This window comes from Streptomyces sp. NPDC059002 (genome assembly GCF_042740435.1).
GTDB lineage: Bacteria > Actinomycetota > Actinomycetes > Streptomycetales > Streptomycetaceae > Streptomyces.
This window is the reverse complement of the sequence record NZ_JBHYJI010000021.1, coordinates 1-25,280: the sequence shown is the minus strand read 5'-3', so window position 1 is coordinate 25,280 and position 25,280 is coordinate 1. Positions and strand designations below refer to the sequence as shown.

27 protein-coding genes are annotated in these 25,280 nt (G+C 69.4%); 15 read left to right on the top strand and 12 right to left on the bottom strand.

Annotation, left to right across the window (positions count from 1 at the left end):
• The first annotated feature begins 86 nt into the window (after nucleotides 1-86).
• Complete coding sequence (locus ACFWZ2_RS20395) at nucleotides 87-599, top strand: hypothetical protein (protein ID WP_384547559.1); 513 nt, start codon at nucleotides 87-89, stop codon at nucleotides 597-599.
• On the opposite strand, the gene ACFWZ2_RS20390 is transcribed toward ACFWZ2_RS20395, so the two are convergent.
• Together ACFWZ2_RS20390 and ACFWZ2_RS20385 are read right to left on the bottom strand one after the other, a co-directional pair.
• Nucleotides 568-765, bottom strand: a complete 198-nt coding sequence (locus ACFWZ2_RS20390) for a DUF397 domain-containing protein (protein WP_384547557.1) — start codon at nucleotides 763-765, stop codon at nucleotides 568-570. The two genes, ACFWZ2_RS20395 and ACFWZ2_RS20390, sit on opposite strands and share 32 nt — an antisense overlap.
• A gap of 10 nt (nucleotides 766-775) precedes the next feature.
• The gene (locus ACFWZ2_RS20385) at nucleotides 776-1,657 is read right to left on the bottom strand and encodes a helix-turn-helix domain-containing protein (protein WP_384547555.1); all 882 of its coding nucleotides are present in this window, start codon (nucleotides 1,655-1,657) and stop codon (nucleotides 776-778) included.
• Nucleotides 1,658-1,907: 250 nt separating this feature from the next.
• On the opposite strand from ACFWZ2_RS20385, the gene ACFWZ2_RS20380 reads away from it, so the two are divergent.
• The 3 genes from ACFWZ2_RS20380 to ACFWZ2_RS20370 all read left to right on the top strand — a co-directional run bounded on the left by ACFWZ2_RS20380 (nucleotide 1,908) and on the right by ACFWZ2_RS20370 (nucleotide 2,988).
• Nucleotides 1,908-2,396, top strand: coding sequence for an ATP-binding protein (locus ACFWZ2_RS20380; protein WP_384547553.1), 489 nt, complete (start codon nucleotides 1,908-1,910; stop codon nucleotides 2,394-2,396).
• 104 nt (nucleotides 2,397-2,500) lie between these two features.
• Nucleotides 2,501-2,812 carry a hypothetical protein gene (locus ACFWZ2_RS20375; RefSeq protein ID WP_384547551.1) on the top strand — a complete coding sequence of 104 codons (312 nt, stop codon included), beginning with the start codon at nucleotides 2,501-2,503 and terminating at the stop codon, nucleotides 2,810-2,812.
• Complete coding sequence (locus tag ACFWZ2_RS20370; RefSeq protein WP_384547550.1) at nucleotides 2,809-2,988, top strand: hypothetical protein; 180 nt, start codon at nucleotides 2,809-2,811, stop codon at nucleotides 2,986-2,988. Before ACFWZ2_RS20375 ends, ACFWZ2_RS20370 begins: the two co-directional genes overlap by 4 nt.
• A gap of 29 nt (nucleotides 2,989-3,017) precedes the next feature.
• On the opposite strand, the gene ACFWZ2_RS20365 is transcribed toward ACFWZ2_RS20370, so the two are convergent.
• The 6 genes from ACFWZ2_RS20365 to ACFWZ2_RS20340 form a co-directional block, all read right to left on the bottom strand.
• The gene (locus ACFWZ2_RS20365; protein ID WP_384547548.1) at nucleotides 3,018-5,243 is read right to left on the bottom strand and encodes a hypothetical protein; all 2,226 of its coding nucleotides are present in this window, start codon (nucleotides 5,241-5,243) and stop codon (nucleotides 3,018-3,020) included.
• A complete protein-coding gene (locus ACFWZ2_RS20360) occupies nucleotides 5,240-5,938 on the bottom strand; it encodes an ABC transporter ATP-binding protein (RefSeq protein ID WP_384547546.1) in 699 nt (232 codons plus the stop codon). Before ACFWZ2_RS20360 ends, ACFWZ2_RS20365 begins: the two co-directional genes overlap by 4 nt.
• Before the next feature lie 213 nt (nucleotides 5,939-6,151).
• The gene (locus ACFWZ2_RS20355) at nucleotides 6,152-6,526 is read right to left on the bottom strand and encodes a hypothetical protein (RefSeq protein WP_384547544.1); all 375 of its coding nucleotides are present in this window, start codon (nucleotides 6,524-6,526) and stop codon (nucleotides 6,152-6,154) included.
• 334 nt (nucleotides 6,527-6,860) lie between these two features.
• Nucleotides 6,861-7,838 (bottom strand): LuxR C-terminal-related transcriptional regulator, encoded by a 978-nt coding sequence (locus ACFWZ2_RS20350; RefSeq protein WP_384547542.1) that lies wholly within the window; start codon nucleotides 7,836-7,838, stop codon nucleotides 6,861-6,863.
• 141 nt (nucleotides 7,839-7,979) lie between these two features.
• On the bottom strand, nucleotides 7,980-8,957 hold the full coding sequence (locus tag ACFWZ2_RS20345; protein ID WP_384547541.1) for a LuxR C-terminal-related transcriptional regulator: 978 nt from the start codon (nucleotides 8,955-8,957) through the stop codon (nucleotides 7,980-7,982).
• A 306-nt stretch (nucleotides 8,958-9,263) separates the two neighbouring features.
• On the bottom strand, nucleotides 9,264-10,214 hold the full coding sequence (locus tag ACFWZ2_RS20340; RefSeq protein WP_384547539.1) for a helix-turn-helix transcriptional regulator: 951 nt from the start codon (nucleotides 10,212-10,214) through the stop codon (nucleotides 9,264-9,266).
• A 376-nt stretch (nucleotides 10,215-10,590) separates the two neighbouring features.
• Between ACFWZ2_RS20340 and ACFWZ2_RS20335 the strand changes: the two genes are divergently transcribed.
• Nucleotides 10,591-10,953, top strand: coding sequence for a hypothetical protein (locus ACFWZ2_RS20335; RefSeq protein ID WP_384547537.1), 363 nt, complete (start codon nucleotides 10,591-10,593; stop codon nucleotides 10,951-10,953).
• Nucleotides 10,954-11,101: 148 nt separating this feature from the next.
• On the opposite strand, the gene ACFWZ2_RS20330 is transcribed toward ACFWZ2_RS20335, so the two are convergent.
• Entirely contained in the window at nucleotides 11,102-11,542 is a 441-nt protein-coding gene (locus tag ACFWZ2_RS20330) for a pyridoxamine 5'-phosphate oxidase family protein (RefSeq protein ID WP_384547533.1), read from the bottom strand.
• A gap of 161 nt (nucleotides 11,543-11,703) precedes the next feature.
• Here ACFWZ2_RS20330 and clpB point away from each other — a divergent pair, with 161 nt between their 5' ends.
• Nucleotides 11,704-14,301 (top strand): ATP-dependent chaperone ClpB, encoded by a 2,598-nt coding sequence (gene clpB / locus ACFWZ2_RS20325; RefSeq protein ID WP_384547531.1) that lies wholly within the window; start codon nucleotides 11,704-11,706, stop codon nucleotides 14,299-14,301.
• A gap of 153 nt (nucleotides 14,302-14,454) precedes the next feature.
• Complete coding sequence (locus ACFWZ2_RS20320) at nucleotides 14,455-15,003, top strand: YbjN domain-containing protein (protein ID WP_384547529.1); 549 nt, start codon at nucleotides 14,455-14,457, stop codon at nucleotides 15,001-15,003.
• 9 nt (nucleotides 15,004-15,012) lie between these two features.
• On the opposite strand, the gene ACFWZ2_RS20315 is transcribed toward ACFWZ2_RS20320, so the two are convergent.
• Nucleotides 15,013-16,221, bottom strand: coding sequence for a hypothetical protein (locus ACFWZ2_RS20315; protein WP_384547527.1), 1,209 nt, complete (start codon nucleotides 16,219-16,221; stop codon nucleotides 15,013-15,015).
• 63 nt (nucleotides 16,222-16,284) lie between these two features.
• A complete protein-coding gene (locus tag ACFWZ2_RS20310) occupies nucleotides 16,285-17,484 on the bottom strand; it encodes a pyridoxal phosphate-dependent aminotransferase (RefSeq protein ID WP_384547525.1) in 1,200 nt (399 codons plus the stop codon).
• A gap of 122 nt (nucleotides 17,485-17,606) precedes the next feature.
• Between ACFWZ2_RS20310 and ACFWZ2_RS20305 the strand changes: the two genes are divergently transcribed.
• The 7 genes from ACFWZ2_RS20305 to fbaA all read left to right on the top strand — a co-directional run bounded on the left by ACFWZ2_RS20305 (nucleotide 17,607) and on the right by fbaA (nucleotide 23,946).
• A complete protein-coding gene (locus ACFWZ2_RS20305) occupies nucleotides 17,607-17,906 on the top strand; it encodes a hypothetical protein (protein ID WP_384547523.1) in 300 nt (99 codons plus the stop codon).
• 375 nt (nucleotides 17,907-18,281) lie between these two features.
• Nucleotides 18,282-18,806 carry a DUF2617 family protein gene (locus ACFWZ2_RS20300; protein ID WP_384547521.1) on the top strand — a complete coding sequence of 175 codons (525 nt, stop codon included), beginning with the start codon at nucleotides 18,282-18,284 and terminating at the stop codon, nucleotides 18,804-18,806.
• A gap of 90 nt (nucleotides 18,807-18,896) precedes the next feature.
• Nucleotides 18,897-20,465 carry a polyamine aminopropyltransferase gene (locus tag ACFWZ2_RS20295; protein WP_384547519.1) on the top strand — a complete coding sequence of 523 codons (1,569 nt, stop codon included), beginning with the start codon at nucleotides 18,897-18,899 and terminating at the stop codon, nucleotides 20,463-20,465.
• A gap of 46 nt (nucleotides 20,466-20,511) precedes the next feature.
• Nucleotides 20,512-21,402, top strand: coding sequence for an SRPBCC domain-containing protein (locus ACFWZ2_RS20290; protein WP_384547517.1), 891 nt, complete (start codon nucleotides 20,512-20,514; stop codon nucleotides 21,400-21,402).
• 25 nt (nucleotides 21,403-21,427) lie between these two features.
• The gene (locus ACFWZ2_RS20285) at nucleotides 21,428-22,225 is read left to right on the top strand and encodes an aldose 1-epimerase (RefSeq protein ID WP_384547515.1); all 798 of its coding nucleotides are present in this window, start codon (nucleotides 21,428-21,430) and stop codon (nucleotides 22,223-22,225) included.
• A 10-nt stretch (nucleotides 22,226-22,235) separates the two neighbouring features.
• Nucleotides 22,236-22,787 carry an orotate phosphoribosyltransferase gene (pyrE, locus tag ACFWZ2_RS20280; protein WP_384547513.1) on the top strand — a complete coding sequence of 184 codons (552 nt, stop codon included), beginning with the start codon at nucleotides 22,236-22,238 and terminating at the stop codon, nucleotides 22,785-22,787.
• 136 nt (nucleotides 22,788-22,923) lie between these two features.
• Nucleotides 22,924-23,946 carry a class II fructose-bisphosphate aldolase gene (gene fbaA / locus ACFWZ2_RS20275; protein WP_384547511.1) on the top strand — a complete coding sequence of 341 codons (1,023 nt, stop codon included), beginning with the start codon at nucleotides 22,924-22,926 and terminating at the stop codon, nucleotides 23,944-23,946.
• A gap of 70 nt (nucleotides 23,947-24,016) precedes the next feature.
• Here fbaA and ACFWZ2_RS20270 read toward each other — a convergent pair whose 3' ends face one another.
• Nucleotides 24,017-24,676 (bottom strand): hypothetical protein, encoded by a 660-nt coding sequence (locus ACFWZ2_RS20270; RefSeq protein WP_384547509.1) that lies wholly within the window; start codon nucleotides 24,674-24,676, stop codon nucleotides 24,017-24,019.
• A 160-nt stretch (nucleotides 24,677-24,836) separates the two neighbouring features.
• Here ACFWZ2_RS20270 and ACFWZ2_RS20265 point away from each other — a divergent pair, with 160 nt between their 5' ends.
• Entirely contained in the window at nucleotides 24,837-25,250 is a 414-nt protein-coding gene (locus ACFWZ2_RS20265) for a DUF3151 domain-containing protein (RefSeq protein ID WP_384547507.1), read from the top strand.
• The last annotated feature ends 30 nt before the right edge of the window (nucleotides 25,251-25,280 follow it).

The following is a 25,280-nucleotide window of genomic DNA, read 5'->3' as shown; positions in this document are numbered from 1 at the left end:
AGGTGGGAACCTCCCGGCCCCTTCACGCGTTGCGCAGGACGACTTCGCAGTACTTGATCGTTTTTAGCAGGGGGAAGTGGTTCGCCATGGCCATGGTGGGGCTGTTCTGGATCGCCGAGGGCGATGTGTACGTGGGCGCGAAGCCCTCCGGACTCGCCCCCGGAGTCCGTCTCTCCGCCGAGGGCGTCACGGCCCTCGGCGACAAACAGTCCGCGTTCTGGCTCTGGGACGACATCCTCGAACTGACCGTCGAGGACGTCCCCGTGAAGTCCCTCAAGCGCCAGCTGGGCACGATGGTGGACCTCGCCCTGACGGTCGGCCTCGGCGGCGGCGACGAGGCCCCCACGATGACCGTACGCCTGGAGACGGCCGAGGGGACCGTCGAGCTGACGGCCTATACGGCGGCGGCCACGGGGTATTCGCGGGCGGAGCACGATCTTTCGCGGGAGCTGTTGTCGCGGATGACGGAGGGCGCCGCCACGCTCCACACGACGCTGACGGCCATGGCGCGGTGGGGCCGCACGCACGAGGGCGGCACGCCCCGGGCGGGGGAGCGGGAGGGGTTGCTCAGGGAGTGGCTCGCTGCGGCCGACGCTTGAGGTGGTTCAGGAGGGCGGCCAGTTGGGTGGGGGTGGTGGCCAGGGTGGTGTCGGGGGTGTCGCTTTCGCGGAGGCGGATCGTTCCGTCGGGGGCGGTGGCGACGTAGAGGCACTCGCCCTGTGGGCCTCCGCTGAACGACGATTTCTGCCAGTTCAGTTCAGACATGCGAGCCTCCCTAAAGGGCGTAGAGCAGGTGCTGGATGAGAGCCAGCGAATCCTTCACCGAATGTGATTCCGGGGCCAACGATACGTCGATGGGGGCAAGAGCGTGCTCGGCGAGGCGTTGGAACAGTGTTCCGTAATGGCGCAGGCTCTCTTGGTCTCCCAAGTACCGGACACCGATGGGATGTTCAAGCACCAGGGTGCCCAACTTGGGTAGCTGAGGGACGACGTGAACAAAGTTGCCACTCAAGGCCGCGTACGCCTCTGAGCTGAACGGATAGATCTGGATGGTCACGTTGGGCAGGCGAGACAGCTCGATGAGCCGCAGCAACTGCCCGCGTACTACCTCGGTGCCGCCGAATCGCATGTGCAGGGCGGACTCGTGGATCACGGCGTGCACCGCGGGCGGATTCGCACGCGTAAGGATGTTCTGTCGCTCCATCCGGAACCTCAGGGCTTCTTCGATGCGGTCGAACCCCAGCCCCGGGCTGGTGAAGATGGCCCGCGCATAATTATCTGTCTGGAAGAGGCCGGGGATGAACAAGGATTGGTGCATCCATAGGGTTGCGGCGTCGGCTTCCAGCTCCGCGAGGTTGAGGGCGCTCAGTTCCATGGGCTTCTTGTACTCGCTCCACCAGCCCTTGCCTGTTGATTCAGACAGTGCGACAAGGGCTTCAATGTAGGCCTCGTCGGTGCACCCGTAGAGGCGACACAGCTGGCGGAGCCGTTCCGTCAGGACAGACGTCTTCGCGGTCTCGATCTGGCTCAGCTGGCCCCGGCCCATGTTGATCCGCTCGGCGGCCTCGCCTGCGGTCAATCCCGCCTGTTCGCGCAGTTGTTTGAGCTCAAAGCCGAGTCGACGCTGGCGTTCGCTGATGACGGTGCGCAGTCCCACGTATCTCTCCTCGATGGCGTACCCAAAGTCTCCCCTGATCAAGGGAGTTGGTCCATCAAAGTTGCCGACTAGGTTGTCAATTGACGCCTCATGACCCTACCGTGAGTGTGGCACCGGTCACTCACCGGAACTGCTCAACTCCCCCTGCCCATAAGCCGAAAGGCACCCGAGGCCCCCGCCAGGGGTACGCGGACAGCGCCATCGCCCGGCACGGGGCACCCCCACTCACCTCCTGACGGGAGAAGCCGTCATGCCCCCTGCCCATGCCTGCCCGGACGGGCCCCGCGCGCCGCATCGCGCGGCTCAACTCACGTACGAATACACCCTCTTCGCCCCCGGCGACGCGACCGCACCCAAGGTCTGCCGAGACTTCGTACGCACGGTCCTCCGAACCCTGGACCGAGAGCCGCTGGTCATGCCGGCGACCCTCTGCACCTCCGAACTGGTCACGAACGTGCACCTGCACACCAAGGGCTCGGCGATGCTCCGGCTCCGGCTCACCCCCGTCCGCCTCCGCCTCACCGTCTTCGACGAGAACCCGGACCCGCCGGTCGTCACGCACCCGGCCGTGGGGGCGGTCGCCTGCTGGGGCCGGGGGCTGGCCCTCGTCCAGGACATGGCGGACACGTGGGGCGTCGCGGATGAGCGGGCGGGGCGGTATGCGAAGGGGGTCTGGTTCGAGCTGGAGGCGGCGGCCGAGGGTGGAACGGAATCCTTCCGTCCTCGCCGGATCGGGTGACTGGGGGCCCTTTCCCCAGGTCAGCCGCATGAACGTACATATCGTGATCGCGTTGCTTGTGCCGCGAGGACGCCAAGCCCACCCTGGCAAGGAGGTGCGCCACCATGACCGCTCTTGCCGCTGAAGGGCCCGAGACCATGCCTGACACCAGGACCGACGCAGCGACGTACGACACCGAGCTGTCCGAGCGTGACAAAGTGCTGTGGCAGGTGTGGAAGGCCATGGAACTCCCCGAGGGCTACCGCGCTGAGATCATCGAGGCAGCCGTTGAGGTGTCGCCCACCGGTCGCTTCGCCCATGCCCAGATCGTCAACCGGCTGAGGGACGCCCTGGTGCTGGCTCTTGCTGACAGCGGCGTCAAGGCCTCCGGGGTGAGCCTCGTCTTTACGCCCGCGCCAGCATCCCCATCTACGTGATCATCGACGACTACGACGGCGCGGGCACCGTCACCGTCCTGACCGAGCCGCAGCCAGAGAAGGCGGACTGGGTCGGCGTCCACCGTGTCCGGTGCGGGACGGAGGTCACGATCCCCGACGGGCCCGCCAAGGGCTTCGCGATCACCGAGACGATCACGGGGCCGCGGCGCGGGTGACGACACCGGGCCCCGCCGAACGGGGTGGGTTACTGGTCGCCGGAGGGGCGCCATCTATGGGCAATGCGTACCGTCGTGGCCGCACCCCAGACGGCGAGCGCGGCAGAGCAGACGAGAGCGCCGAGGCTGATGGGGGCCATGCTCCAGGGGTCGGTCTTCGCCACGCTTCGTACGGCAGCCGACAGCCACCAGGACACGACTACTCCTGTGACAGAGGCAAGCACGGCGGGGAGAAGGAGCGACCACGCCGCGGCCGTGCGATAGATGCGCTGATTGGCGGAGAGAACGGTGACGGGTGCCAGGTCACGGCCGAACCGGAGGAACTCCGCCAAAGCTCCTGTTCCGGTGGCAAGGACGATGACGCCGATCCCCAGGAGGGAAAGGAGGCGCAGCCAGTGGACGGCGGTGTTGAGTTTGCCGACGCTGCCGTAGTTGTTCACCTGCTGCACGGTGGGGGCCATGGCCAGTTCACGGTGGGCGATTCCACTGATCTCCGTCATCGACAGCTGCTGATGGTCGTCACCGACGACGAGCAGGCCCTGGGACCCACCGGAGCCACGCGGGAGCTTTTCAACACCCCCCGAGTGCACGGAAATTGACGCCCCGCCCCAGGAGCCGATGGCCTCCTGCAGCCGAGCATCCACAGGGGCCGGGGTGACGGAGGTGCCGTCGGACCGACAGGAGAGCCCCACCTCCCGAACCGCGGAGCAGGAGCCGGCCACCTCAACGCGACCACCGTCCCTGACGGGCACCGCAGCCGAGAGGGCGTGAACTCCTCGCGGGAGGGCGGCTTCGAAGGCACGGAGTCGTTCCGGCGTCGCATACGGCCGCACCTTGAGCACGCTGGTCCCCACCCGATCCCGTGAGTCCTTCGCCGCCTGCCCCGCTTCGGTCATCGCACCAGCCCAGACCTGGGCCTGGACGGCGATGGCGAGGGCGATGACCAGGGAAGCGACGAGCCGGGTGACCGCCCTTGGGCCGGCTCCCATCCGACGCCCCGAGATGAGCAAGGACGGGCTGCCCAGACGCGCGCCGAGCCGGGCGAGTACGGGTCCGAGCGCGCTCACGGCCATGCCGACGACCGGGGGCAGTGCGGCCAGCGAGACGAGGCAGCCCAGCGCGTACAGGGGAACGGTCAGGCCGGTGGGGGCGAAGTCGACGATGCGTGCCGTGAACAAGAGCGCCGGTGGGAACACCCACAGCGGCCAGGTGCGGCTTTTCGGCGAGACGGTCGTCGGCCGTGTCGACGGCGAACGGCGCGCCGACCGCGTACGACGTGTCGCCCCTGAACGGTGTGCGGCGGGCTGGAGGAGGACGACACACATCAGTACGCCGAGCAGCACGGCGAACTGCGCCACGAACACGGACAGGAGCGCACTTCGCGCGTCGTCCGCGGCAAGGGTGAAGTCCACGATGGGCATTGATGTGTTGCCCAGGAACAAAGGAAGGAGCAGGAGCGAGCTCGCGACGGCACCGAGCGCCACAGGTACGGCTGCTTCGCCAAGGGTGAAGCAGGTGCGCGCGACCTTGCCCGCACCGAGTGCCGTGAGCAGGGCAGTCCTTCTGTCTCGGGATGCAGCGCCCGTTCTGGCGGCGATGACCAGGAAGACGACCGCCGGCAGCATAAAGAGGCCGACGTAGACGGAGTAGAACTCAGACGCGCCGAAGAAGTGTGTGTGTTCCCCGGCAAGGCCGGGCATGTCCGGCTCCCCGAAGCCGGAGATCTTCGTCATCTCTGAGCGATCGAGCAATTGCGCACTGGGGCGCGCATAGACGAAGAACTCCGAAGGTGACTCCAGACCCTTCTCGCCGATGACACCGCCGAAGCTGCCGTACTCCCGTCCCACACCGGCCTTCCCGCCTGCCGCCTTCAGCAGGGCGGGCGACACGAAGGCTTCTCCGGGTTCGGGCCACCGGGGCAGTCCCGGGGGCGGCTTCAGGCTTTCGGAGAGTGGCTCCAGGTAGGTGATGTCGTACGGCATGTCTTCATGGGAGGAGATCGACCATTTCAGCAGGGCGCGTGCAGGCTCGTCCGGGTGGACGGTGACAAGCCGGGGAGACCGTTCCGTGCTCCGGTCGGCACGTCCGTCGAACGACGACTGGGCGAGGACCAGTCCGCTCATCGCCAGCCCCAAGAGGGCCGTGGCCAAGGTCAGCGACCAGAACCGGATCCGCCCGGCTTCCGCATGACGGGAGGCTGAGGAACCGATCCGTACCAGCTGGCGGAAGAGGCCGCCGCTGGTCTCCGCCGTCATGCCGGTGCCTCGGTGGTTCCTGCCGGGAACAATGTTCCATCGGCGAGAGTCACCTGCCGGTCGGCACGACGGGCTATGGCCGGGTCGTGTGTGACGAGGAGCAACGCACAGCCCCGGCTCCGGGGCAGTTCGAAGAGCAGGTCGGCCACCGAGTCGCGGTGAGCCTGGTCCAAAGAGCCGGTGGGTTCGTCGGCGAGCAGGAGGGAGGGGTCGTTGATGAGCGCGCGGGCGACTGCGGTCCGCTGACGCTCACCACCCGACAGCGTGGCGGTACTTCCTGAACGCGTAGGAACTCCCAGCTCGTTCAGTAGATCGGCCGCCCTGTCGTACGCCTCCGTGCGGTGCATCCCGCTGAGCAGTCCTGCCAGGGCGACGTTCTCAACGGGCGAGAGTTCCGGCAGGAGTTCACCGAACTGGAACACCATGCCTATGTGATCCCGCCGATGCTGGGCCAGTGCCCGCGCGGACATCCGTCCCACATCGGCCCCCGCGATCCGGACGATTCCAGCATCGGGCTTCACCAGACCGAGAATGCACATCAGTAGTGTGCTCTTGCCGCTGCCGCTGGCCCCCGTCGCCGAGACGGACTCACCGGCCTTCAGTCGGAGATCCACCTCGGTGAACAGGAGCCGATCCGGAACGCGGCATGCGAGGCCGACGAGTTCGAGGGCCGCACGGCCCGCCATCTCTTCCATGCGCTTGGTCCTGCATCCTTCCCATCGGCCACTGCTCCTCCCGTGGAACCGCAGTGGTGTGAGCGGGGGTGCCGGGCGGGCTCGGTGCCGAAAGGGCCTGCCCTGCACTACTGTTGACGGTGATGGGGAGGCGGCCTGTATCGGAGGTCGCCTCCCCATCGTCATTCACTGCGGCGGCTGCTCATTGCGCCGGCAGCAGGTGATGTCGTGCTTCTAGAAGGTGTCCCAGCCGCTGCAGTAATCGGGAAGGGCGTTGCGCTCCTCGCAGACCTGCGCCTTGAATATCCTGCTGTGCTTGCCGCTCTCCACGGTGCCGGGGTTTCCGTCGTTGTCCGGCGGGCCGTCCACCGCCGCCTTGTTCCACAGGGTGAGCTTGTCTCCCGGGTGGGCGTTTCTGTAGTACTCCGCCTTTACCCAGTTGCCGTCGGCCTGGGTGTCCCTGATGTTCATGATTGTGTAGTTGGCCTCAGTCCAACCCAGAGCGCCCTCTCGTTCGCCCCTCCATTCGGCGAACGCCGGAGCCGATCCCGCGAATGCTGCGAAAGCGAGTACGCCAACGGCGGCTCTTCGCATACCTGTACCGATCACCAGAACTCCTTCTCTCTCCGCCCTCTGAGGGGCTCGGTGCCCGAGAGCCGCCCCGGACGGACCGCGGGGGACGGCCGACCGGGACGACTCGGGAAACGAAGGCCCCGCCATGCGTTGGTGGACAGGGCCGATCGTCGACGGAAGGGGCTTGTTCTCTGCCGCTTCTGCCGTCATCCACCTTGCCGTCACCGGGAGTTGGAGCGGTAGCGCCGGCTTTTTGCGCTGTAGTCAGTTGAGGGGTGAGCAAAAGGGGTCGAAGGTACAAACAGGACGCGTTCACGGGAGGGGATACGGAGTGGGCCGGGACAGGGCCCGGGCGAGTGTGCGCGGAATGTCAGGGGATGCGGTCGAGCATGCCGGACTGGCCGATGAGGTAGCCGAGTTGGGCCCGGCTGCCGCTGCCGAGGGTGGCGCCGAGTTTGGCGATGTGGACGCGGGCCGTGCGGACGTTCATGCCGAGCCGGGTGGCGATCTCGGCGTCGGTGAGGCCCTCGATGAGGAGGCCCGCGATGGCGCGCTGGCGTGGGGTGATGCCGTTCTCGGAGAGCTGGGGGGCCGCCTGGGGCCACATGGGTGTGGCGAGCCGCCACAGGCGCCAGAAGGTGGTGGCGAAGTACTCGACGAGTGCCGGGTGGCGCAGTTCGAGGGCGAGGCTGCGGTCCTTGCTCGCCGGGATGAAGGCCACGGTCCTGTCGAAGACGAAGAGGCGGTCGGTGACCTCGTCGAGCGTACGGGCCTCGGCGTCGCCCGCCAGCTGTTCGAAGTAGCCGAGCACGGGCAGGGAGTGCCGGGTCGTGTGTTGATAGAGGGTGCGCATGCGGCAGCCGCGGGAGAGGAGGGCCTGGTCGCGGGGGAGCGCCTCGGCCAGGGTCTCGGGGGGCCGGGTGCCGCCGGGCTGTACGGCGAGGAACTCCTCGCGGGCCTCGCCCATGGCTCGGTCAATGGCTGAATTGATGCGTTCGAGCCCGTCCAGGACGGTGATCGCGGGGGCCTCTTCGGCGGCGGAGGAGAGCTGTGCGTCGAGGGCCATGAGCGGTTCGAAGGCGGCCTTCAGCTTCTCCTCGCGGCCGCGCTGGTCGGCGACGCGGTCCTCGATGGTGCGCAGCAGGCGGGGCAGGGCGACGGTGGGGGCGGTGGGGCGCAGCCAGCGCAGGTCGTCCAGGTCGGGGTGGAGGAGACCGAGGTCGACCAGGCAGGGGGCCTCTTCGGCGTCCTCGGCCGCGATGCGGCCTTCGCCCAGGGCGCGCGCGTAGACGGCCGAGCCTGTCTCGCACAGTTCCTCGGCGCTGTGGGGCCCGTGCTCCCGGGTCATATGAGCTCCCCTCCCGCTCGGTTGAAGCGCCGAGATTCTATGCAGGGGGTATGCGGGCGGGGATGGGCCCCGTGATTGAAGTGTCCACTTCTCGCTGTCCGGTATCCGGCGGTCCCGGCGGGTCCGCGGCGCGACGGCGGCTCACGGCTTGTGGTCGAGGATTCCGGACTGGCCGATGAGGTAGCCGAGTTGGGCGCGGCTGTGGCTGCCGAGGGTGGCGGCGAGCTTGGCGATGTGGACGCGGGCGGTGCGGACGTTCATGCCGAGGCGACTGGCGATTTCCGTGTCGGTGAGGCCCTCGGTGAGGAGGGTGGCGATCGCGTGCTGGCGGGTGGTGATGCCGTTCTTCACGGGCTGGGGCGCGATGTCCGGGAACATGGGGGTGGCTAGGTTCCACAGGCGCCAGAAGGTGGTGGCGAAGTACTCGACGAGAGGCGCATAGCGGAGCTCGAGTGCGACCAGGTGGTCGAGGTCGTCGCTGACCGGGACGAAAGCCGTGGTTCGGTCGAAGATGAACAGCCGCTCGGTCAGTTCGTCGAGAGTGCGGGCTTCCACATCGCCCTGGAGTAGCCCGTAGTGGCCCAAAACAGGCATGGAATGGCGTGTGGTGTGTTGGTAGAGAGTCCGCATGCGACCGCCTCGGGACAGGATTTCTTGAGCACGGGGCAGCGACTCGGCCATTTGTTCCGGACTGCGGGCACCGCCGGGTTGGATGATCAGCACTTCCTGGGTGGTTTTGGCGACCGCTTGGTCGATTGCCGAGTGGATTCGTGGCAGGCCTTCCAGGACGGTTATGACGGAAGGCTCGCGGGGCAACGACTTGCTGTCCAGTGCAAGAAAGGACTCGAACGATGCTGCCAGCCTTTCCTCGCGGAGACGGTGATGGCTTATGCGGTCCTCGATCGTGCGGAGCAGGCGTGGGAGGGCGACGGCCGGTGCGGTGGGACGCAGCTGTTGCACGTCGTGGAGGTCGGGGTGCAGGAGCCCGAAATTGATCAGACACGGCGCCTGCTCGGCATCGCTGCTCAGAACGTGCCCTTCTCGCAGGGCTCGGGCGTACACGGCCGTGCCCGCCGCGCAGAGTTCCTCGACGTCGTGCGGTATGTGTCCGTCGGCCATGTGCGCTCCCTCCCAGTGGGTTGAGGCGACGTGATTCTAGGCAAGGCGGTTGTGGTACAGGCGAGGGGTTGAAACGCGCTGGCGTGTCGCGATCCGTGGGCGAGGATTCCTGACCGGTCGGTGAAGAACCGGAGTTGGGAGCGCGGCAGGGCGACGGCGGATGGGGAGCAGGAGGCTGAACTCAACTAGACGCAGCGGCACCTGTTCGGTGTGCCGCGCGGCATGCGGTCTTCGTGCAGCGCATGGGTGTACAGCTCCGAGCCCGCCGCGCGCAGTTCATCCGGACCGTGAGGTGGGCCTCGGCCGTCATTTCGGGTTGTCCTGGTCCAGGATCCCGGACTGGGCGATCAGATAGCCGAGTTGGGCCCGGCTGCCGCTGCCGAGGGCGGCAGCGATCTTGGCGATGTGGGCGCGGCAGGTGCGGACGTTCATGCCGAGCCTGCGGGCGATGGCCTCGTCGACGTGGCCTTCGATGAGGAGTTTGGCGATGGAGCGCTGGACGCCGGTGATGCCGTCGATCGGTGGGTCGTATGGGGCTTCGTCAAGCAGTGGGGCCGCGCGTTGCCAGAGTTGTTCGAAGACGTTTGCCAGGTACTCGACGAGCCCGGGGTGCCGGAGTTCCAGGGCCACTTGCCGGTCGTCCCGCGCGGGTATGAAGGCAACCGTACGGTCGAAGATCATGAGGCGCTCAATGAGCTCTTCGAGCGTGCGCACCTCTACTTTGCCTTGCCGCATGTGCTCGGCGTAGGCAATGGTGGCCTGGCTGTGCCGGGCGGTGTGCTGGTAGAGCGTACGCATTCTGATACCGCGTTTGAGGATGCCTTGGCTCTCCTTCACGGCTTCGGTCACGGTTGCCTCGCTGCGACCGCCGCCAGGTTGGACGGTGATTATCTCCGACTGGCACTCGGCCGTGGCGACCCTTATGGCCGCGTTGATGCGATTGACCCCCTCCAGGACGGTGATGGAGTGAACGGCGGGACGGTCCTGTGAACTGATCGCCATAAATGGCTCAAAGGCGTCGGTCAGTTCGATCGCGAGGCTTCTGCGCTCCTTGATCTCCTGCTCGATGGGTCGAAGCCGCTGTGCGAGCGCAGACGTGGGCGGAACAGGGCGAAGCCAGTCGGGGTCGTCCGGGTCTGGATCCAGAAGGGCGAATTCCATCAGACAGGGGGCGGCGTCCGCCTCGGCCCGTTGGATTCGACCGGTACGCAGAGCGCTGGCGTAAAGGGCCTTGCCCTCATCGCAGAGTTCACCCATGGCGTGGGGATGTGCCCCAATTTTACTTTTTGTTGTCATAGCTCCACCCCCCAGGGTCCTGAACGTGCAGGAACATGATGCATCGCTTGTGTGGTGCCCGCATGGCTGAATGAGCCATCGTCTTGGAAGGCCGGGGGAGAATCGGGATGGAAGTGAGGACGAAGCCCGCTATGTGTAAGGGAATGCTTCGCTCGGTACTTGTCAGCGCCCTCTCCGTCGGCTTGGCCGTCAGTGCATTCGGCGCTCTTGGCATGCCTTCGGCTACCGAGGCCGCGGCTGTAGAGGTGCCGGCGGCGGTGCCGCCGGACATCATCTGGACCTCCGTACCGGCGGGGGACATCATCTGGAACTCTGGCCCGATGGGAGCTGTGGCGGCATGAGCACCCCTCCCGACGACCGCACCTTCCGCCGCGAAATGGCCACCGCCTACCGCTCCGGATGGCACTTCATCGACCTTGTCACCGCGATCCCTCACCGCGGCGACTCGTTGATGGTGACCCTCCTCGGTGAGCCGATCGTCGTCACCCGGGACGACGAGGAGGAGATCCGGGCATACCGGTGTCTCCGTCGGCCGAGGGGCGCGCCGCAGCCGGTGCGGTGTGCCATTCGGTACGGGATGGTCTTCGTCAACCTGGACCGGCGTGACCACCAGCTGGTCGGCGACGGGGACCAGCAGAACCGGGGCGCTGCGAACGCCCCGGGCGCAGGAACCATCACAGCCACCCCCCGCAGCGCCTGACGCGATTCCCCCGTCGTTGTAAATCGCGCAGGTGCTTCCCCCAGCAGCGGCGCCACCGTGGACCTGAACACGGTGGCGCCGCTGTGGTGTGTGCCCATATAAGGCCGCATAGGGCTGCATACGGCCATGTCCGCCAAGGGCCCGCGGCCTATCCCGCCTTGCCCAGTGCCCGCGTCACCGTGATCTCGATCAGCACCCGGTCGGGGTTCGGCGAGGGGCGGCGTTCGTAGCGTTCCTCGTAGCGCTGTTCCGCCGCGTCGATCTCCGCGGGGTCCGTCTTGATCTCCGCGCGGCCTTCCAGGGTCGCCCAGCGGCGGCCCGCGAACTGGCACACCGCGACCCGCGCGCCGGGCCCGTCCACCCCGCTCGCCGCGAGGATGTGCGCGACCTTCCTGCTCGTCTTGCGGGCGAGGACGCGGGCCACCCCCGCCTCGGGGTCGTAGGTGACGCCCACCGGTACGACGTGCGGCGTGCCGTCGGGGCGCAGGGTCGTCAAGGTGCACAGGTGCCGCTCACGCCAGAAGCTGAGGTAGTGGGCCGGCGGGTTCCGCGGGTCGATGCGGTCCTTGCGGGAACTCGTGCTCGTCATGCACCGGAACATAGGCCACCCCGGGAGCGCCCGGCCTTCCACCCCCTTGTTGAGTGGAATAGACTCAACTTTGTGTACGTTGACTGAGTCAGTATGAGGGGTCGGACCAGGCCGGACCCGGCCCGCGAGGAGATCTGGCCCGCAAGGAGGAGAAGACGCACGTGGACGCCGAGCTGACCAACAGGAGCCGGGACGCCATCAACGCGGCCACCAGTCGGGCCGTCAAGGACGGGCATCCGGATCTGACACCCGCGCATCTGCTGCTTGCGCTGCTGGAGGGCGAGGACAACGAGAACATCGTTGATCTGCTCGCCGCGGTCGACGCCGACCAGGCCGCCGTGCGCGCGGACGCCGAGCGCGCCCTCGCCGCTCTGCCCAGCGTGACCGGGTCGACCGTTGCGCCGCCGCAGCCCAACCGCGAGCTGCTCGCCGTGATCTCCGACGCCGCCCGGCGGGCCAAGGAGCTCGGCGACGACTACCTTTCCACCGAGCACCTGCTCATCGGCATCGCCGCGGAGGGCGGCGCCGCGGGAGAGGCGCTCGGCCGGCAGGGGGCGACGGCCAAGAAGCTGCTTGACGCATTCGAGAAGGCAAGGGGAGGGCGCCGGGTGACGACACCCGACCCGGAGGGGCAGTACAAGGCCCTGGAGAAGTTCGGTACCGATTTCACCGCCGCGGCCAGGGAGGGCAAGCTCGACCCCGTCATCGGGCGGGATCAGGAGATCCGGCGTGTGGTGCAGGTCCTGTCCCGGCGGACCAAGAACAATCCCGTGCTCATCGGCGAGCCCGGCGTGGGCAAGACCGCCGTCGTGGAGGGGCTCGCGCAGCGCATCGTGAAGGGGGATGTCCCGGAGTCGCTGAAGAACAAGCGCCTCGTCTCCCTCGACCTCGGTGCGATGGTGGCGGGCGCGAAGTACCGCGGCGAGTTCGAGGAGCGGCTCAAGACCGTCCTGTCCGAGATCAAGGAGAGCGACGGGCAGATCATCACGTTCATCGACGAGCTGCACACCGTGGTCGGCGCCGGGGCGGGCGGTGATTCCGCCATGGACGCGGGCAACATGCTCAAGCCGATGCTGGCCCGCGGCGAACTGCGCATGGTGGGCGCGACGACGCTGGACGAGTACCGGGAGCGGATCGAGAAGGACCCCGCCCTGGAGCGGCGCTTCCAGCAGGTGCTCGTCGCCGAGCCGTCCGTGGAGGACTCCATCGCGATCCTGCGCGGGCTCAAGGGGCGGTACGAGGCTCATCACAAGGTCCAGATCGCCGACAGCGCCCTCGTCGCGGCCGCGACCCTCTCCGACCGCTACATCACCTCCCGCTTCCTGCCCGACAAGGCCATCGACCTCGTCGACGAGGCCGCGTCCCGGCTGCGCATGGAGATCGACTCCTCGCCCGTCGAGATCGACGAACTCCAGCGCGCCGTCGACCGGTTGAAGATGGAGGAGCTGGCGCTCAGCAAGGAGACCGACCCGGCGAGCCGGCAGCGGCTCGACAAGCTGCGCCGCGACCTCGCCGACAAGGAGGAGGAGCTGCGCGGGCTCACCGCCCGCTGGGAGAAGGAGAAGCAGTCCCTCAACCGCGTCGGTGAGCTCAAGGAGAGGCTCGACGAGCTGCGCGGCACCGCCGAACGCGCCCAGCGCGACGGCGACTTCGACACCGCGTCCAAGCTGCTCTACGCAGAGATCCCGACCCTGGAGCGCGACCTCGAAGCCGCCTCCGAGGCCGAGGAGGAGGCCGCCAAGGACACCATGGTCAAGGAGGAGGTCGGCCCCGACGACATCGCCGACGTCGTCGGATCCTGGACCGGCATCCCCGCAGGACGCCTCCTGGAGGGCGAGACGCAGAAGCTCCTGCGCATGGAGGACGAGCTCGGCAAGCGCCTGATCGGCCAGAGCGAGGCCGTGCGGGCCGTCTCCGACGCGGTGCGGCGCACCCGTGCCGGGATCGCCGACCCCGACCGGCCCACCGGGTCCTTCCTCTTCCTCGGGCCCACCGGCGTCGGCAAGACCGAACTGGCCAAGGCCCTCGCGGACTTCCTCTTCGACGACGAGCGGGCCATGGTCCGCATCGACATGAGCGAGTACAGCGAGAAGCACAGCGTCGCGCGGCTCGTGGGCGCTCCGCCCGGATACGTCGGGTACGAGGAGGGCGGCCAGCTCACCGAGGCGGTGCGGCGCCGTCCGTACAGCGTCGTACTCCTCGACGAGGTCGAAAAGGCGCACCCCGAGGTCTTCGACATCCTGCTCCAGGTCCTCGACGACGGGCGCCTGACCGACGGACAGGGGCGGACGGTCGACTTCCGCAACACCATCCTGATCCTCACCTCCAACCTGGGCAGCCAGTACCTGGTGGAGCCGCTCACCTCCGAGGAGGAGAAGAAGCAGCAGGTCCTCGAAGTCGTACGGGCGTCCTTCAAGCCGGAGTTCCTGAACCGGCTCGACGACCTCGTCGTCTTCTCCGCGCTCACCAAGGACGAGCTGTCGCACATCGCCGAGCTGCAGATCAACCGCCTCGCCAAGCGCCTCGCCGACCGGCGCCTCACCCTCGACGTCACGCCCGCGGCGCTGGCCTGGCTCGCCGACGAGGGCAACGACCCCGCGTACGGGGCACGGCCGCTGCGGCGCCTCATCCAGACCTCCATCGGCGACCGCCTCGCCAAGGAGATCCTCTCCGGGGAGGTCAAGGACGGGGATACGGTGCGGGTGGATGTCTTCGGCGACGGCCTGATCGTGGGCCCCGCGACGGGCAAGTCCCTGTAGCCGCGCCCCCAAGGGGCGCGGGGAACTGCGCGATCAGCCACGGACTGTCCGCAGACGGCGAACGGCGGAAACCCGGCAGGCGAGGAACCGGGCTTGCCCCCGGGGGCCCATCCTGGGAGAGGATGGGCCCATCCATACGAAGGGACAAAGCACGTGAGCATCGACCCGTCCTCGATTCCGAATTTCGGGGGCCAGCCCGAACCGCAGCAGGGCGCAGGACCGGCGGGCCCCGTCGTCCCCGACCAGGACCTGGTGAAGCAGCTCCTGGACCAGATGGAGCTCAAGCACGTCGTCGACGACGAGGGTGACCTCGCGGCGCCGTGGGAGGAGTTCCGTACGTACTTCATGTTCCGTGGCGAGGACGACCAGCAGGTCTTCTCGGTGCGGACGTTCTACGACCGGCCGCACGCGATCGAGACCAAGCAGCAGCTCCTGGAGTCGATCGACGACTGGAACCGCCGCACGCTGTGGCCGAAGGTCTACAGCCACACGCACGACGACGGCACGGTCCGCCTCATCGGCGAGGCCCAGATGCTGATCGGCACCGGAGTCTCCCTGGAGCACTTCGTGTCGTCGACGGTCAGCTGGGTGCGCGCCGCCATCGAGTTCGACCGCTGGCTCGTCGAGCAGCTGGGCCTGGAGGCCGAGGTCGACTCCGCCGAGGGCGAGACCAATGGGAAGCCCGGCGACGAAGAGGCCTGAGGCCCCGTACTACAACGGCATATGGGCGGTCGTCACCAGATACGTCCCATACGCGAGCGAGAGCCCGGCCAGGGCGCACACCACGAGGTGGGCGTTCCTCGGCCGGGCTCTGGTCATGGCGAGGGCCAACGGGACGAGCAGCGGGAACGCCGGGAGCAGGAAGCGCGGCTTGGACTCGAAGAAGCCGGAGCCGCCGACGGTGATGAGGACGAGCACGCCGGTGTAGACGAGCAGCGGCAGCGGCGCGCGGTCCGCGACGAGCAGCGCGAGGAGCAGCAGCGCCGCCGCGACGATGACGAGGGTCATGGAGAAGACGAGTTTGTCCCCGTCGCGCAGCAGGTGCTTGATGAAGACCAGTGAGCCGGCGCCGAAGTCGAAGGTGGAGCCCCAGCCGCGCTGCACCGCGAAGTAGCCGTGCAGCGGATCGCCCGTGCGGATGCCCACATAGAGGACATAGGCGGCCCAGCCGAGCGGGGCGAGCGCCGCGCCCGCGCAGACTTTCCACAGGCTGTGGGGAACTCCGTGGCCGCGGCGCCGGAGGATCCGGACGATCTCGTACGCGGCGGTGACGCAGACGGCCGCGGCCACCGCGAAGCCGTTGGGCCGTGCGAGCCCCGCGAGGGCGGCGAGCACGCCGGCCCACAGCCAGCGCCCGCTCAGCACCGCGTACAGCGACCAGGCGGCGAGCGCGGTGAGCACCGGCTCCGTGTAGGCGAGGGACAGGACGACGGAGTGCGGGAGCAGCGCCCAGAGCAGCACCAGGAGCGTGCCGGTGCGCCGCCCGTGCAGCCGCTCCCCGATCGCGTACACGCCCCACGCGGCGGCCCCTGCCGCGAGCCAGGACAGCAGCAGCCCCGCCGCGCCGTACCCGATGGGCAGGACGGCGGTGACGGCGCGCACGAGGCCCGGGTAGAGCGGGAAGAACGCGAGATCGCTCTGGACCACGCCCGGCTCGAAGTACAGGGTGCGTCCGTACCCGTGGGCGGCGATCCCCGTGTACCAGCGCGAGTCCCAGGACATGCCGAGCAGCCGGAAGGTGTCCTGGTGGGTGACGTGCGCGACGACCGCGACACACACCATGCCGGTGAGCCGGACGGCGGCGAAGAGACCGAGGGCCAGGACGGGGACCGCGACCGGCGCGGGCAGGCGTCCCGCGCGGCGGGTCGCGGTGCCGGGTTCCGTGACCGGGGCGGTGAGAAGGGCGCTGGACTGGCTCACACCCGAACCCTGCGGTCCACGCGGGACGGGCGCGACCCGGGGGACCCGTGCGGGGTAAGCCGGTCAGCCCGCCAGCGACTTCAGGCGGGACACCGCCTCCTCCAGGACGGACGTCCGCTTGCAGAAGGCGAAGCGTACGAAGGGGGCGCCCGCGTCCCGGTGGTCGTAGAAGACCGCGTTCGGGATGGCGACCACGCCGGCGCGCTCCGGCAGGGAGCGGCAGAAGGCGAAGCCGTCCGTCTCGCCGAGCGGGGTGATGTCGGTCGTGATGAAGTACGTGCCCGCCGGGCGGTAGACGGCGAAGCCCGCCGCCGTGAGCCCTTCGCTCAGCAGGTCCCGCTTGGCCCGCATGTCCGCGCGGAAGTCGTCGAAGTAGGAGGTGGGCAGGGCGAGTGCCTCGGCGACCGCGTACTGGAAGGGGCCCGACGCGACGTAGGTGAGGAACTGCTTCGCGGAGCGGACCGCGCCGACCAGTTCCGGCGTCCCCGTCACCCAGCCGACCTTCCAGCCGGTGAAGGAGAACGTCTTGCCCGCGGAGCCGATGGTGACCGTGCGCTCGCGCATGCCGGGGAAGGAGGCGAGCGGGATGTGCTCGGCGTCGTCGAAGACGAGGTGTTCGTAGACCTCGTCGGTGACGACGAGGAGGTCGCGCTCGACGGCGAGCTTCGCGATCTCCGTGAGCTCGGCGCGGGTGAGGACCGTGCCGGTGGGGTTGTGCGGGGTGTTGAGCAGGATCAGGCGGGTGCGGTCGGTGACCGCGTCGCGCAGCTCGTCCAGGTCGAGGACGAAGCGTCCGTCGCGGGGGCGCAGGGTGACCGGGACGCGTGCGCCGCCCGCCAGCGCGATCGAGGCGGCGTACGAGTCGTAATAGGGCTCCAGTGCGATGACCTCGTCGCCCGGCTCGAGGAGGCCGAGCAGGGACGCCGCGATCGCCTCGGTGGCGCCCGCCGTCACGAGGACCTCGCGGTCGGGGTCGTACGAGAGGGCGTAGCGCGCGCGTTGGTGCTCGGCGATCGCGGTGCGCAGCTCGGGGATGCCGGGGCCCGGCGGGTACTGGTTGCCGCGGCCGTCGCGCAGCGCCCGTACGGCCGCCTCGCGCACGGACTCGGGGCCGTCCGTGTCCGGGAAGCCCTGGCCCAGGTTGATCGCGCCCGTTTTCACCGCGAGCGCGGACATCTCGGCGAAAATCGTCGTACCGAACTCGGCGAGGCGGCGGTTGAGCAGCGGGCGCCCGCTCCCGGAAGTGGAGGTCATGGCCGCCATCCTGCGCCGAACCTCTGGACTTCCTCAACTCTGCTTTGACCCGCGACGGGTGGGGGCATTTCCCTTTCACGCAAGAAGCGAGGCCCACGGGGGACCTGCTTCGGGGGAACGGAAGGAGTGTGATGGCCGTGATCGTGGCCTTCATCTTCGTCGCGGTGCTCGTGTTCACCTTGGCCGCGGTGATCGGCGTGCGGCAGGGCAACCGGCGGCGCAAGGCCTGGAGCTCGGGCGGCGGCGCGTCGGGCTCCGCGGGCGGCAGCTGGTGGGCCGGATCCAACGACGGGTCCTACGGCGGCAGCGGACACCACCACGGCGGTGGACACGGCTGCAGCGGTGGGCACTCCTGCGGCGGCGGGTCGTCCTGCGGCGGTGGTGGGTCCTCGTGCGGAGGCGGCGGGGGTGGATGCGGCGGAGGCAGCTGACACGGGGCAGCTGGTCCACCGATTCCAGCGGGGCGCCCGGTGGGAGAGTCAACTCCCACCGGGCGCTTCGCCGTTGTGTGACGGAGTGCGACGGTGGTGTGCTCCGGCGCCGCCTTGTGGTTGAGGGCTTGAACAGGTGAACTGTGCAGCCCCCAGGGGGATGGAAACCCTACGAAGTTGGGTAAAAACGCTGTGGCACTGTCGCCGACCATGATTCCCTCTAAAAGTCAGCACCGCCCTCGGCCGTCCGCCGCGGATCATCGAAGATCCGGGCCCGCGGACGTTCTCGTGGGCACGAGCCGGCATTCCGACCTCCCGGTGTTCCGATCCGGGTGCGCCGGCCCCACCTCCATTGCGTGTTAGCGGAGCCGACCCATGCTCACGACCCTGAAGACTGTCTATACCGACACGTGCGCCGCGGACCTCGCCTGGGCCCTGGGGCGCGAGCCGCTGCCCGCGCTCGCCACGCTCGAACTCGAACTGGCCGGTGCGAAGATGCAGTTGAGACTGCTCGGGGCCTCGCACCAGGTGCTCCTCGAGGAGGCACAGGGCAGCTGTTCCGAGACCGTGGCCTGCATCCCGGGCAGCAGCACACCGCTGCCGCTGGGCGTCTCCAAGCGCATGGGGGACTGGGAGTACGAGTTCGCGGCCCGCGTCGAGACCCTCACGCGGGGCCAATTCGCGGGCCGCGCCCAGGAGTTGCTCGCCCTGGTCGCCGAGCATCCGCACGGCCTCGCGGGCGTCTTCCCCGGCAGCCCGCACGCGTTCACGGCCATGCTGGCGCAGCGTCACGAGGGTTCGATGATGTGGCGCACCTGGCACGCGTATCCCCAGGACGGCCAGCTCGTGGCGACGCGCACGCGGGTGGGCGTGCGGATGCCGATGCCCGCGGTGCTGTGATCCCGGGATCGGCGCCGTTACACCTTTGACGGCCACTTGAACCCGTGTGGGTGACTGGACGTAAGAGTGCGGTGACGTAGCGTTCCTGGCGTGATCGAGTCGTCGGTGCGCCTGCCCGTCTCGCCCGGGGCGGGTCGGTTCCTTGTTCTGGCCGGTGTGTTCACCTGCGCTGCCTGCGGACTCGTCTACGAACTCGAACTCGTCGCCCTCGCCTCGTACTTGATCGGCGACTCGGTCACCCAGGCGTCCGTCGTGCTCTCCGTGATGGTCTTCGCCATGGGCATCGGCTCGCTGCTCGCCAAGCGACTGCGGTGCCGGGCCGCCGCCTGGTTCGGCCTGGTCGAGGCGGCGCTCGCGCTGGTCGGCGGGTGCAGTGCGATGGCGCTGTACGCGGCGTTCGCGTGGACCGGCGACCGGGGCGAGGTGTGGGCGAGCGGATCGAGGTATCTGTTCGTCGCGTTCTCCCTCGCCATCGGCGTGCTCATCGGCGCCGAGGTGCCGCTCCTCATGGTGCTCATCCAGCGCATCAGACGGCAGGACGCGAGCGGCGCCGTCGCCGACCTGTTCGCCGCCGACTACGTGGGCGCCCTGGTGGGCGGCCTCGCCTTCCCGTTCCTGCTCCTGCCGATGCTCGGGCAGCTGACGGGCGCCCTGTTCACCGGCGCGGTCAACGCGGTGGCGGGCGGCGCCCTCGTCTTCGGCCTGTTCGGCCGTGACCTGAGCACCCGCGGCCGCTGGGTGCTCCTCACCGCGAACGTCGTCGTCCTGTCCGTGCTCGCGTCGGCCGCCGTGCTCGTCGACGACTTCGAACGGGCCGCGCGGCGCGCGGTGTACGGCGGGGACGTGCGGGTCGCCGTGCAGACCGACGTCCAGGAGGTCGTCCTGACCGGCGGCGGACGCGGCTCCCTCGGCCTCTTCCTCGACGGCCGCCTGCGCATCAGCGGCCGCGACGAGCACCGCTACCACGAGGGCCTCGTGCACCCGGCGATGCGCGGGCCGCACGCGCGCGTGCTGATCCTCGGCGGCGGCGACGGCCTCGCCGCGCGCGAGGTGCTCAGGCACCGGGGGGTGCGCCGCGTCGACATCGTCGAACTGGACGCGGGCGTCGTCGATCTGGCCCGGCACGACCCGGCCCTGAGCGGGCTCAACGGCCATGTGTACCGCGACCCGCGGGTGCGCGTGATCAACGCCGACGCCTTCCGCTGGCTGCGCTGCGCCCACGGGACGTACGACGTGGTGATCTCCGACCTGCCCGACCCGGGCATCACGGCCAGCACGAAGCTGTACTCCCAGGAGTTCTACGGCCTGGCCAGCCGCGTGCTCGCCGGTGACGGGCGCATCGCCGTGCACGCGGGGCCCGTGTCGACCAGGGCGCGCGTCTTCTGGACGGTGGAGGCGACGCTGCGCGCGGCGGGCCTGAAGACCGTGCCGTACCGCGTGGGCGGCCGGCGGTCCGGGTTCGCCGCCGGGCCCGACCGGACGTCGGAGGGGGCGCGGGCGCCGCGCGACTGGGGCTTCGTGCTCGCCTCGCGCAGCGGTCCCGGCCTGGTCCGCGCGGCCGATGTGGCGGTGGTGCGGGCGGGGGTGCGGTCGGCCGGGCGGACCTGGCAGCCGGGTGTCGCGCCCTCCACACTGGTGCACCCGCGGTACGCGAACTGACGAACTGACGTACACGGTGGCGGGAGCGTGGGTAGGCTCGGCTGCCATGGAGCATGAGGTGTTCGTTCCGGTTTCTGCAGAGCGGCTCCGGCAGGTCCTGGCCGACCCCGAACGGGTGGCCGGGGCGGTCCCCGGGCTTCAACGCGACGCGGAGGAGACGGCCGAGCCGATCTCCGGGCGCCTCAAGGCGCGGATCGGCGGGCACACGATCACCTATCGCGGGTCCGCGCGGATCGAGGGCCGCGCGGACGGGACGTACGCGATCGAGGGCGAGGGCGCCGAGGTGCGGGGCGGCGGCTCCGTGAAGCTCTCGCTGACCGCGCGTCTGGTGCCCGCGGTCGCCGGGACCACGCTGGTGCTCGGCGGGACGGCGGCCGCCGAGGGGCGGGTCACGGAAAGTTCTCCACAGGCTGTGGAATCAGCTGTGCGAAAACTGCTCGAACGGTTCGCGGAGGGGCTCGCCGCGGCGGCGCCCCCGGACTCCGCGCCCGAACCGGCGGCCGCCGCGCCGCCCGTACCGCCTGTACCGACCGTCTTCGAGACGGAGGTGCCCCCGCCGTCCCTCGACCCGCTGGCCGACGACCTCGACGAGGCCGATGACGCCGATGACACCGACGGCATCGAGGACGCCGGGGACGTGACCGCGGGCATGGCCGTCGACGACGTGGCCGACGTGGCCGACGTGGACGACATCGTCGACTCGCACGACGCCGTGGACATCGGGATCCAGCCCGCCGAGGCCGCGCACGCGCGCCGCACCATGATCGGGCGGAGCGCCGAGGAGGTCGACCACGCGCCGCCGCGCGGCAGGTACGCCCCCGCGCCCGCCCCCGAGGCCTACTCCACGCGCGCCACGCTCCGCTGGGCGGCGCCCGCCGCCGCCCTCGCGCTGGCCTCGGCCATCGTCGTCGGCAGGGCCCTGCGCCGCCGCCGCTGATGGCGCACGCCGTAGGGTCGGGCGCGTGAGTACCGAAGACGTGATCCTGACCGCGGGCGACGCGGAAGTGACCGTGCAGCCGGGCAACGGCTGCCGTATCGGCAGTCTGCGCATCGGCGGCGTCGAGCTGCTGCGGCAGGGGAAGAAGTACGGCTCCTTCCCGATGGTTCCGTGGTGCGGCCGGATCAGGGACGGGCGGTTCCGCGACGGCGCGGTCGTCCACCAGATGCCGGTGAACTCCCCGCCGCACGCCATCCACGGCTTCGCCCGCGACGCCGAGTGGCGCACGGCGCGCACCGCGCACCTCTCGGCGGACCGGGCCGTCTTCACGTACGAACTGACCGACCCCTGGCCCTACCCGGGCCGGGTCACCCAGATCGTGGAACTCGCCGAGGACGCGTTGACGCTGCGTCTGGGCATCGAGACGTACGGCGACTCGTTCCCCGCGCAGGCCGGCTGGCACCCCTGGTTCAACAGGAACCTCGGCGACCAGGACGTCCGGATCGACTTCAGCCCCGGCTGGCAGGAGGAGCGCGGCGACGACCACCTGCCCACGGGCCGCCGCATCGACGCGGGGCCCGGCCCCTGGGACGACTGCTTCGGCATGCCCGACGGCGTCGATGTGACGCTGACCTGGCCCGGGCAGCTCGCGCTCGATGTGCAGAGCCGCGAGCAGTGGGTCGTCGTCTACGACGAGCAGGAGGCCGCCGTCTGCGTCGAGCCGCAGACCGGACCGCCCAACGGGCTCAACACCGCACCGCGCCTGGTCACCCCCCTGGAGCCCCTGGAGACGGCGACCACGTGGACCTGGCGGCGGCTTTAAGCTCATAGGCATGACTGACGTACGCGGCGAGCTGCTGCAGCAGATCAAGGACAAGGCCGTCGTGCACGGCAAGGTGACGCTCTCCTCAGGGCTGGAGGCCGACTACTACATCGACCTCCGCCGGATCACCCTCGACGGCGAGGCCGCCCCGCTGGTCGGCCAGGTCCTGCTCGACCTGACCAAGGACCTCGACTTCGACGCGGTGGGCGGCCTGACCATGGGCGCCGACCCCGTCGCCGGCGCGATGCTGCACGCGTCCGCCGCCCGCGGCAAGCGCCTGGACGCCTTCGTCGTGCGCAAGGCCGCCAAGGCGCACGGCATGCAGCGCCGCGTCGAGGGCCCGGACATCAAGGGCCGCCGCGTCCTGGTCGTCGAGGACACCTCCACCACCGGCGGCTCGCCGCTGACCGCCGTCGAGGCCGTCCGCGAGGCGGGCGCCGAGGTCGTCGGCGTCGCCACGATCGTGGACCGCGCGACCGGCGCGGGCGAGAAGATCACCGAAACCGCGGGGGTCCCGTACCTCTTCGCGTACTCGAAGGACGACCTCGGCCTGACGGACTGAGGGACTTAAGTCCCACGGATCCGGCCGCTCTCCGGCTGGAGCTGTCCGGCAAGTCTGGAAAGATGGGGGCGACGATGACGTCGCCCCCCTTAGGTCAGGGCCAAGCACACACCCGCACATCACAAGGAGCGGACACATGCCCATCGCAACCCCCGAGGTCTACGCCGAGATGCTCGACCGGGCGAAGGCAGGCAAGTTCGCCTACCCGGCGATCAACGTGACCTCCTCGCAGACCCTGCACGCTGCCCTGCGCGGCTTCGCGGAGGCGGAGAGCGACGGCATCATCCAGATCTCCACCGGTGGTGCGGAGTTCCTGGGTGGCCAGTACAACAAGGACATGGTGACCGGCGCGGTCGCTCTCGCCGAGTTCGCGCACATCGTCGCCGCCAAGTACGACATCACCGTCGCGCTGCACACCGACCACTGCCCCAAGGACAAGCTGGACGGCTACGTCCGCCCGCTCCTTGAGGTCTCCGCCGAGCGCGTCGCCAAGGGCCTCAACCCGCTCTTCCAGTCGCACATGTGGGACGGCTCCGCCGAGACCCTCGCCGACAACCTGGCCATCGGCCAGGAGCTGCTCGCGAAGGCCGCCGCCGCGAAGATCATCCTCGAGGTCGAGATCACCCCGACCGGTGGCGAGGAGGACGGCGTCACGCACGAGATCAACGACGAGCTGTACACGACCGTCGACGACGCGCTGCGCACCGCGGAGGCCCTGGGCCTGGGCGAGAAGGGCCGCTACCTGCTCGCCGCGTCCTTCGGCAACGTCCACGGCGTCTACAAGCCGGGCAACGTCGTCCTGCGCCCCGAGCTGCTCAAGGACCTCCAGGAGGGCGTCGGCGCCAAGTACGGCAAGACGTCCCCGTTCGACTTCGTCTTCCACGGCGGCTCCGGCTCCACCGAGCAGGAGATCGCGACCGCCCTGGAGAACGGCGTCGTGAAGATGAACCTCGACACGGACACGCAGTACGCCTTCACGCGTCCCGTCGCGGACCACATGTTCAAGAACTACGACGGCGTCCTGAAGGTCGACGGCGAGGTCGGCTCGAAGAAGACCTACGACCCGCGCACCTGGGGCAAGTCCGCCGAGGCGGGCATGGCCAAGCGTGTCACCGAGGCCTGCGCCAACCTGCGCTCCACGGGCACGAAGCTCAAGTAGCTCTTTCCGTACGCGAGTTGGGCCCGGCTCCCCGTGGGGGTGCCGGGCCCTTCGCGTTGCGTACGGGACGTCACTCGCCGTCGATGATCTGGTACAGGTAGATGACGTGGACGTCGTCGCCGACCGGCACGCTGTCCGCGGTCTCGGCGTCGTGCGCGATGTAGAACTCGGGGCCCTTGCCGCCGTCGAGCTCGCCCTTGTCCTGCATGTCCGCGATCTTGTCGAGGAACGTGTTCGCGTCCGGCGTCCTGGTGCCGAGCTCCTCGGCGAGCGTGCCGCCCACGACCACCTTCAGATGGTTCGAGTCGACGAGCAGGTCCGATGCGGCGCCGGTCGCGCTGGACGACGAGAAGTGGGGGCCCTCGTCGTCGCAGTCGTAGGAGCCGAGGACGGTGCCGATGACCGGATAGGGGCTCTCGCCGCCCATGTTCACGGACTCGATCTTTCCGTACTGGTCCTGCTTCGGGGCGTCGCAGATGTTGACGGTCGGCGGCTTCTGCCGGTCCGCGTAGTCCCAGTCGCCGCCCGGCTTGTCCGGGGCATCGGGCTTCGAGGGCGTGTCCGTGGAGTTCGAGGGCGTGTCCGTGGAGTGGGAGGCGGTCGCGGACGGCTTGGCGTCGCCGCTGTTGTCGTCGCCGCCGGAGGGCTCGCAGGCCGTGGTGGCCAGGGCGAGCGCGGCGGTGGCGCCCAGTAGGCAGAGCTTCCAGTTCGTGCGGGTCTTCGTGCGCATTGAGGTCCCCCGTGGGTCGGACGCGAGCGGTGCGGGCGCGTGCGGCTTGCCGGTACACGGTCAATGAACCGGCCGCAGCAGTGTGTGCCAGGAGGGAGGGATTCCGGCCACGGCATACGCGACCGTTACCGATCTCGGACAATGCCGCAGACTTGTCCACATGGCCATTCACGAGAACCTGCTCGGGGGACCGCCCCCGACCCACCTGCCCGACGACCCGGAGCCGCGCGAGCTGCTCGCGAACGGCGCGGAGCCCGCCGACGTCGCCGCCAAGTACCCCACGTCCTCGCTCGCCTGGGCCCGGCTCGCCGACGAGGCGTACGAGCGGGGCAGCGTCGTCGAGTCGTACGCCTACGCCCGCACCGGCTACCACCGCGGCCTCGACTCCCTGCGCCGCAGCGGCTGGAAGGGCCACGGCCCCGTGCCGTGGGAGCACGAGCCCAACCGCGGCTTCCTGCGCGCCCTGCACGCCCTGGCCCGCGCGGCGCAGTCGATCGGCGAGCAGGAGGAGTACGAACGCTGCGCGAGCTTCTTGCGGGACTCCTCGCAGACGGCGGCGGACACGCTCGGCTGAGAAAGGGGCCGCCCGCGCCCCGTACGGGGC

Coding starts and splice junctions, on each gene's coding strand:
- ACFWZ2_RS20395 (WP_384547559.1), top strand. CDS start 87: ATGGCCATGGTGGGGCTGTTCTGGATCGCCGAGGGCGATGTGTACGTG.
- ACFWZ2_RS20390 (WP_384547557.1), bottom strand. CDS start 765: ATGTCTGAACTGAACTGGCAGAAATCGTCGTTCAGCGGAGGCCCACAG.
- ACFWZ2_RS20380 (WP_384547553.1), top strand. CDS start 1,908: ATGCCCCCTGCCCATGCCTGCCCGGACGGGCCCCGCGCGCCGCATCGC.
- ACFWZ2_RS20375 (WP_384547551.1), top strand. CDS start 2,501: ATGACCGCTCTTGCCGCTGAAGGGCCCGAGACCATGCCTGACACCAGG.
- ACFWZ2_RS20365 (WP_384547548.1), bottom strand. CDS start 5,243: ATGACGGCGGAGACCAGCGGCGGCCTCTTCCGCCAGCTGGTACGGATC.
- ACFWZ2_RS20360 (WP_384547546.1), bottom strand. CDS start 5,938: ATGGAAGAGATGGCGGGCCGTGCGGCCCTCGAACTCGTCGGCCTCGCA.
- ACFWZ2_RS20350 (WP_384547542.1), bottom strand. CDS start 7,838: ATGACCCGGGAGCACGGGCCCCACAGCGCCGAGGAACTGTGCGAGACA.
- ACFWZ2_RS20345 (WP_384547541.1), bottom strand. CDS start 8,957: ATGGCCGACGGACACATACCGCACGACGTCGAGGAACTCTGCGCGGCG.
- ACFWZ2_RS20340 (WP_384547539.1), bottom strand. CDS start 10,214: ATGGGTGAACTCTGCGATGAGGGCAAGGCCCTTTACGCCAGCGCTCTG.
- ACFWZ2_RS20335 (WP_384547537.1), top strand. CDS start 10,591: ATGAGCACCCCTCCCGACGACCGCACCTTCCGCCGCGAAATGGCCACC.
- ACFWZ2_RS20330 (WP_384547533.1), bottom strand. CDS start 11,542: ATGACGAGCACGAGTTCCCGCAAGGACCGCATCGACCCGCGGAACCCG.
- ACFWZ2_RS20310 (WP_384547525.1), bottom strand. CDS start 17,484: ATGGCGGCCATGACCTCCACTTCCGGGAGCGGGCGCCCGCTGCTCAAC.
- ACFWZ2_RS20305 (WP_384547523.1), top strand. CDS start 17,607: ATGGCCGTGATCGTGGCCTTCATCTTCGTCGCGGTGCTCGTGTTCACC.
- ACFWZ2_RS20300 (WP_384547521.1), top strand. CDS start 18,282: ATGCTCACGACCCTGAAGACTGTCTATACCGACACGTGCGCCGCGGAC.
- ACFWZ2_RS20290 (WP_384547517.1), top strand. CDS start 20,512: ATGGAGCATGAGGTGTTCGTTCCGGTTTCTGCAGAGCGGCTCCGGCAG.
- pyrE (WP_384547513.1), top strand. CDS start 22,236: ATGACTGACGTACGCGGCGAGCTGCTGCAGCAGATCAAGGACAAGGCC.
- fbaA (WP_384547511.1), top strand. CDS start 22,924: ATGCCCATCGCAACCCCCGAGGTCTACGCCGAGATGCTCGACCGGGCG.
- ACFWZ2_RS20270 (WP_384547509.1), bottom strand. CDS start 24,676: ATGCGCACGAAGACCCGCACGAACTGGAAGCTCTGCCTACTGGGCGCC.
- ACFWZ2_RS20265 (WP_384547507.1), top strand. CDS start 24,837: ATGGCCATTCACGAGAACCTGCTCGGGGGACCGCCCCCGACCCACCTG.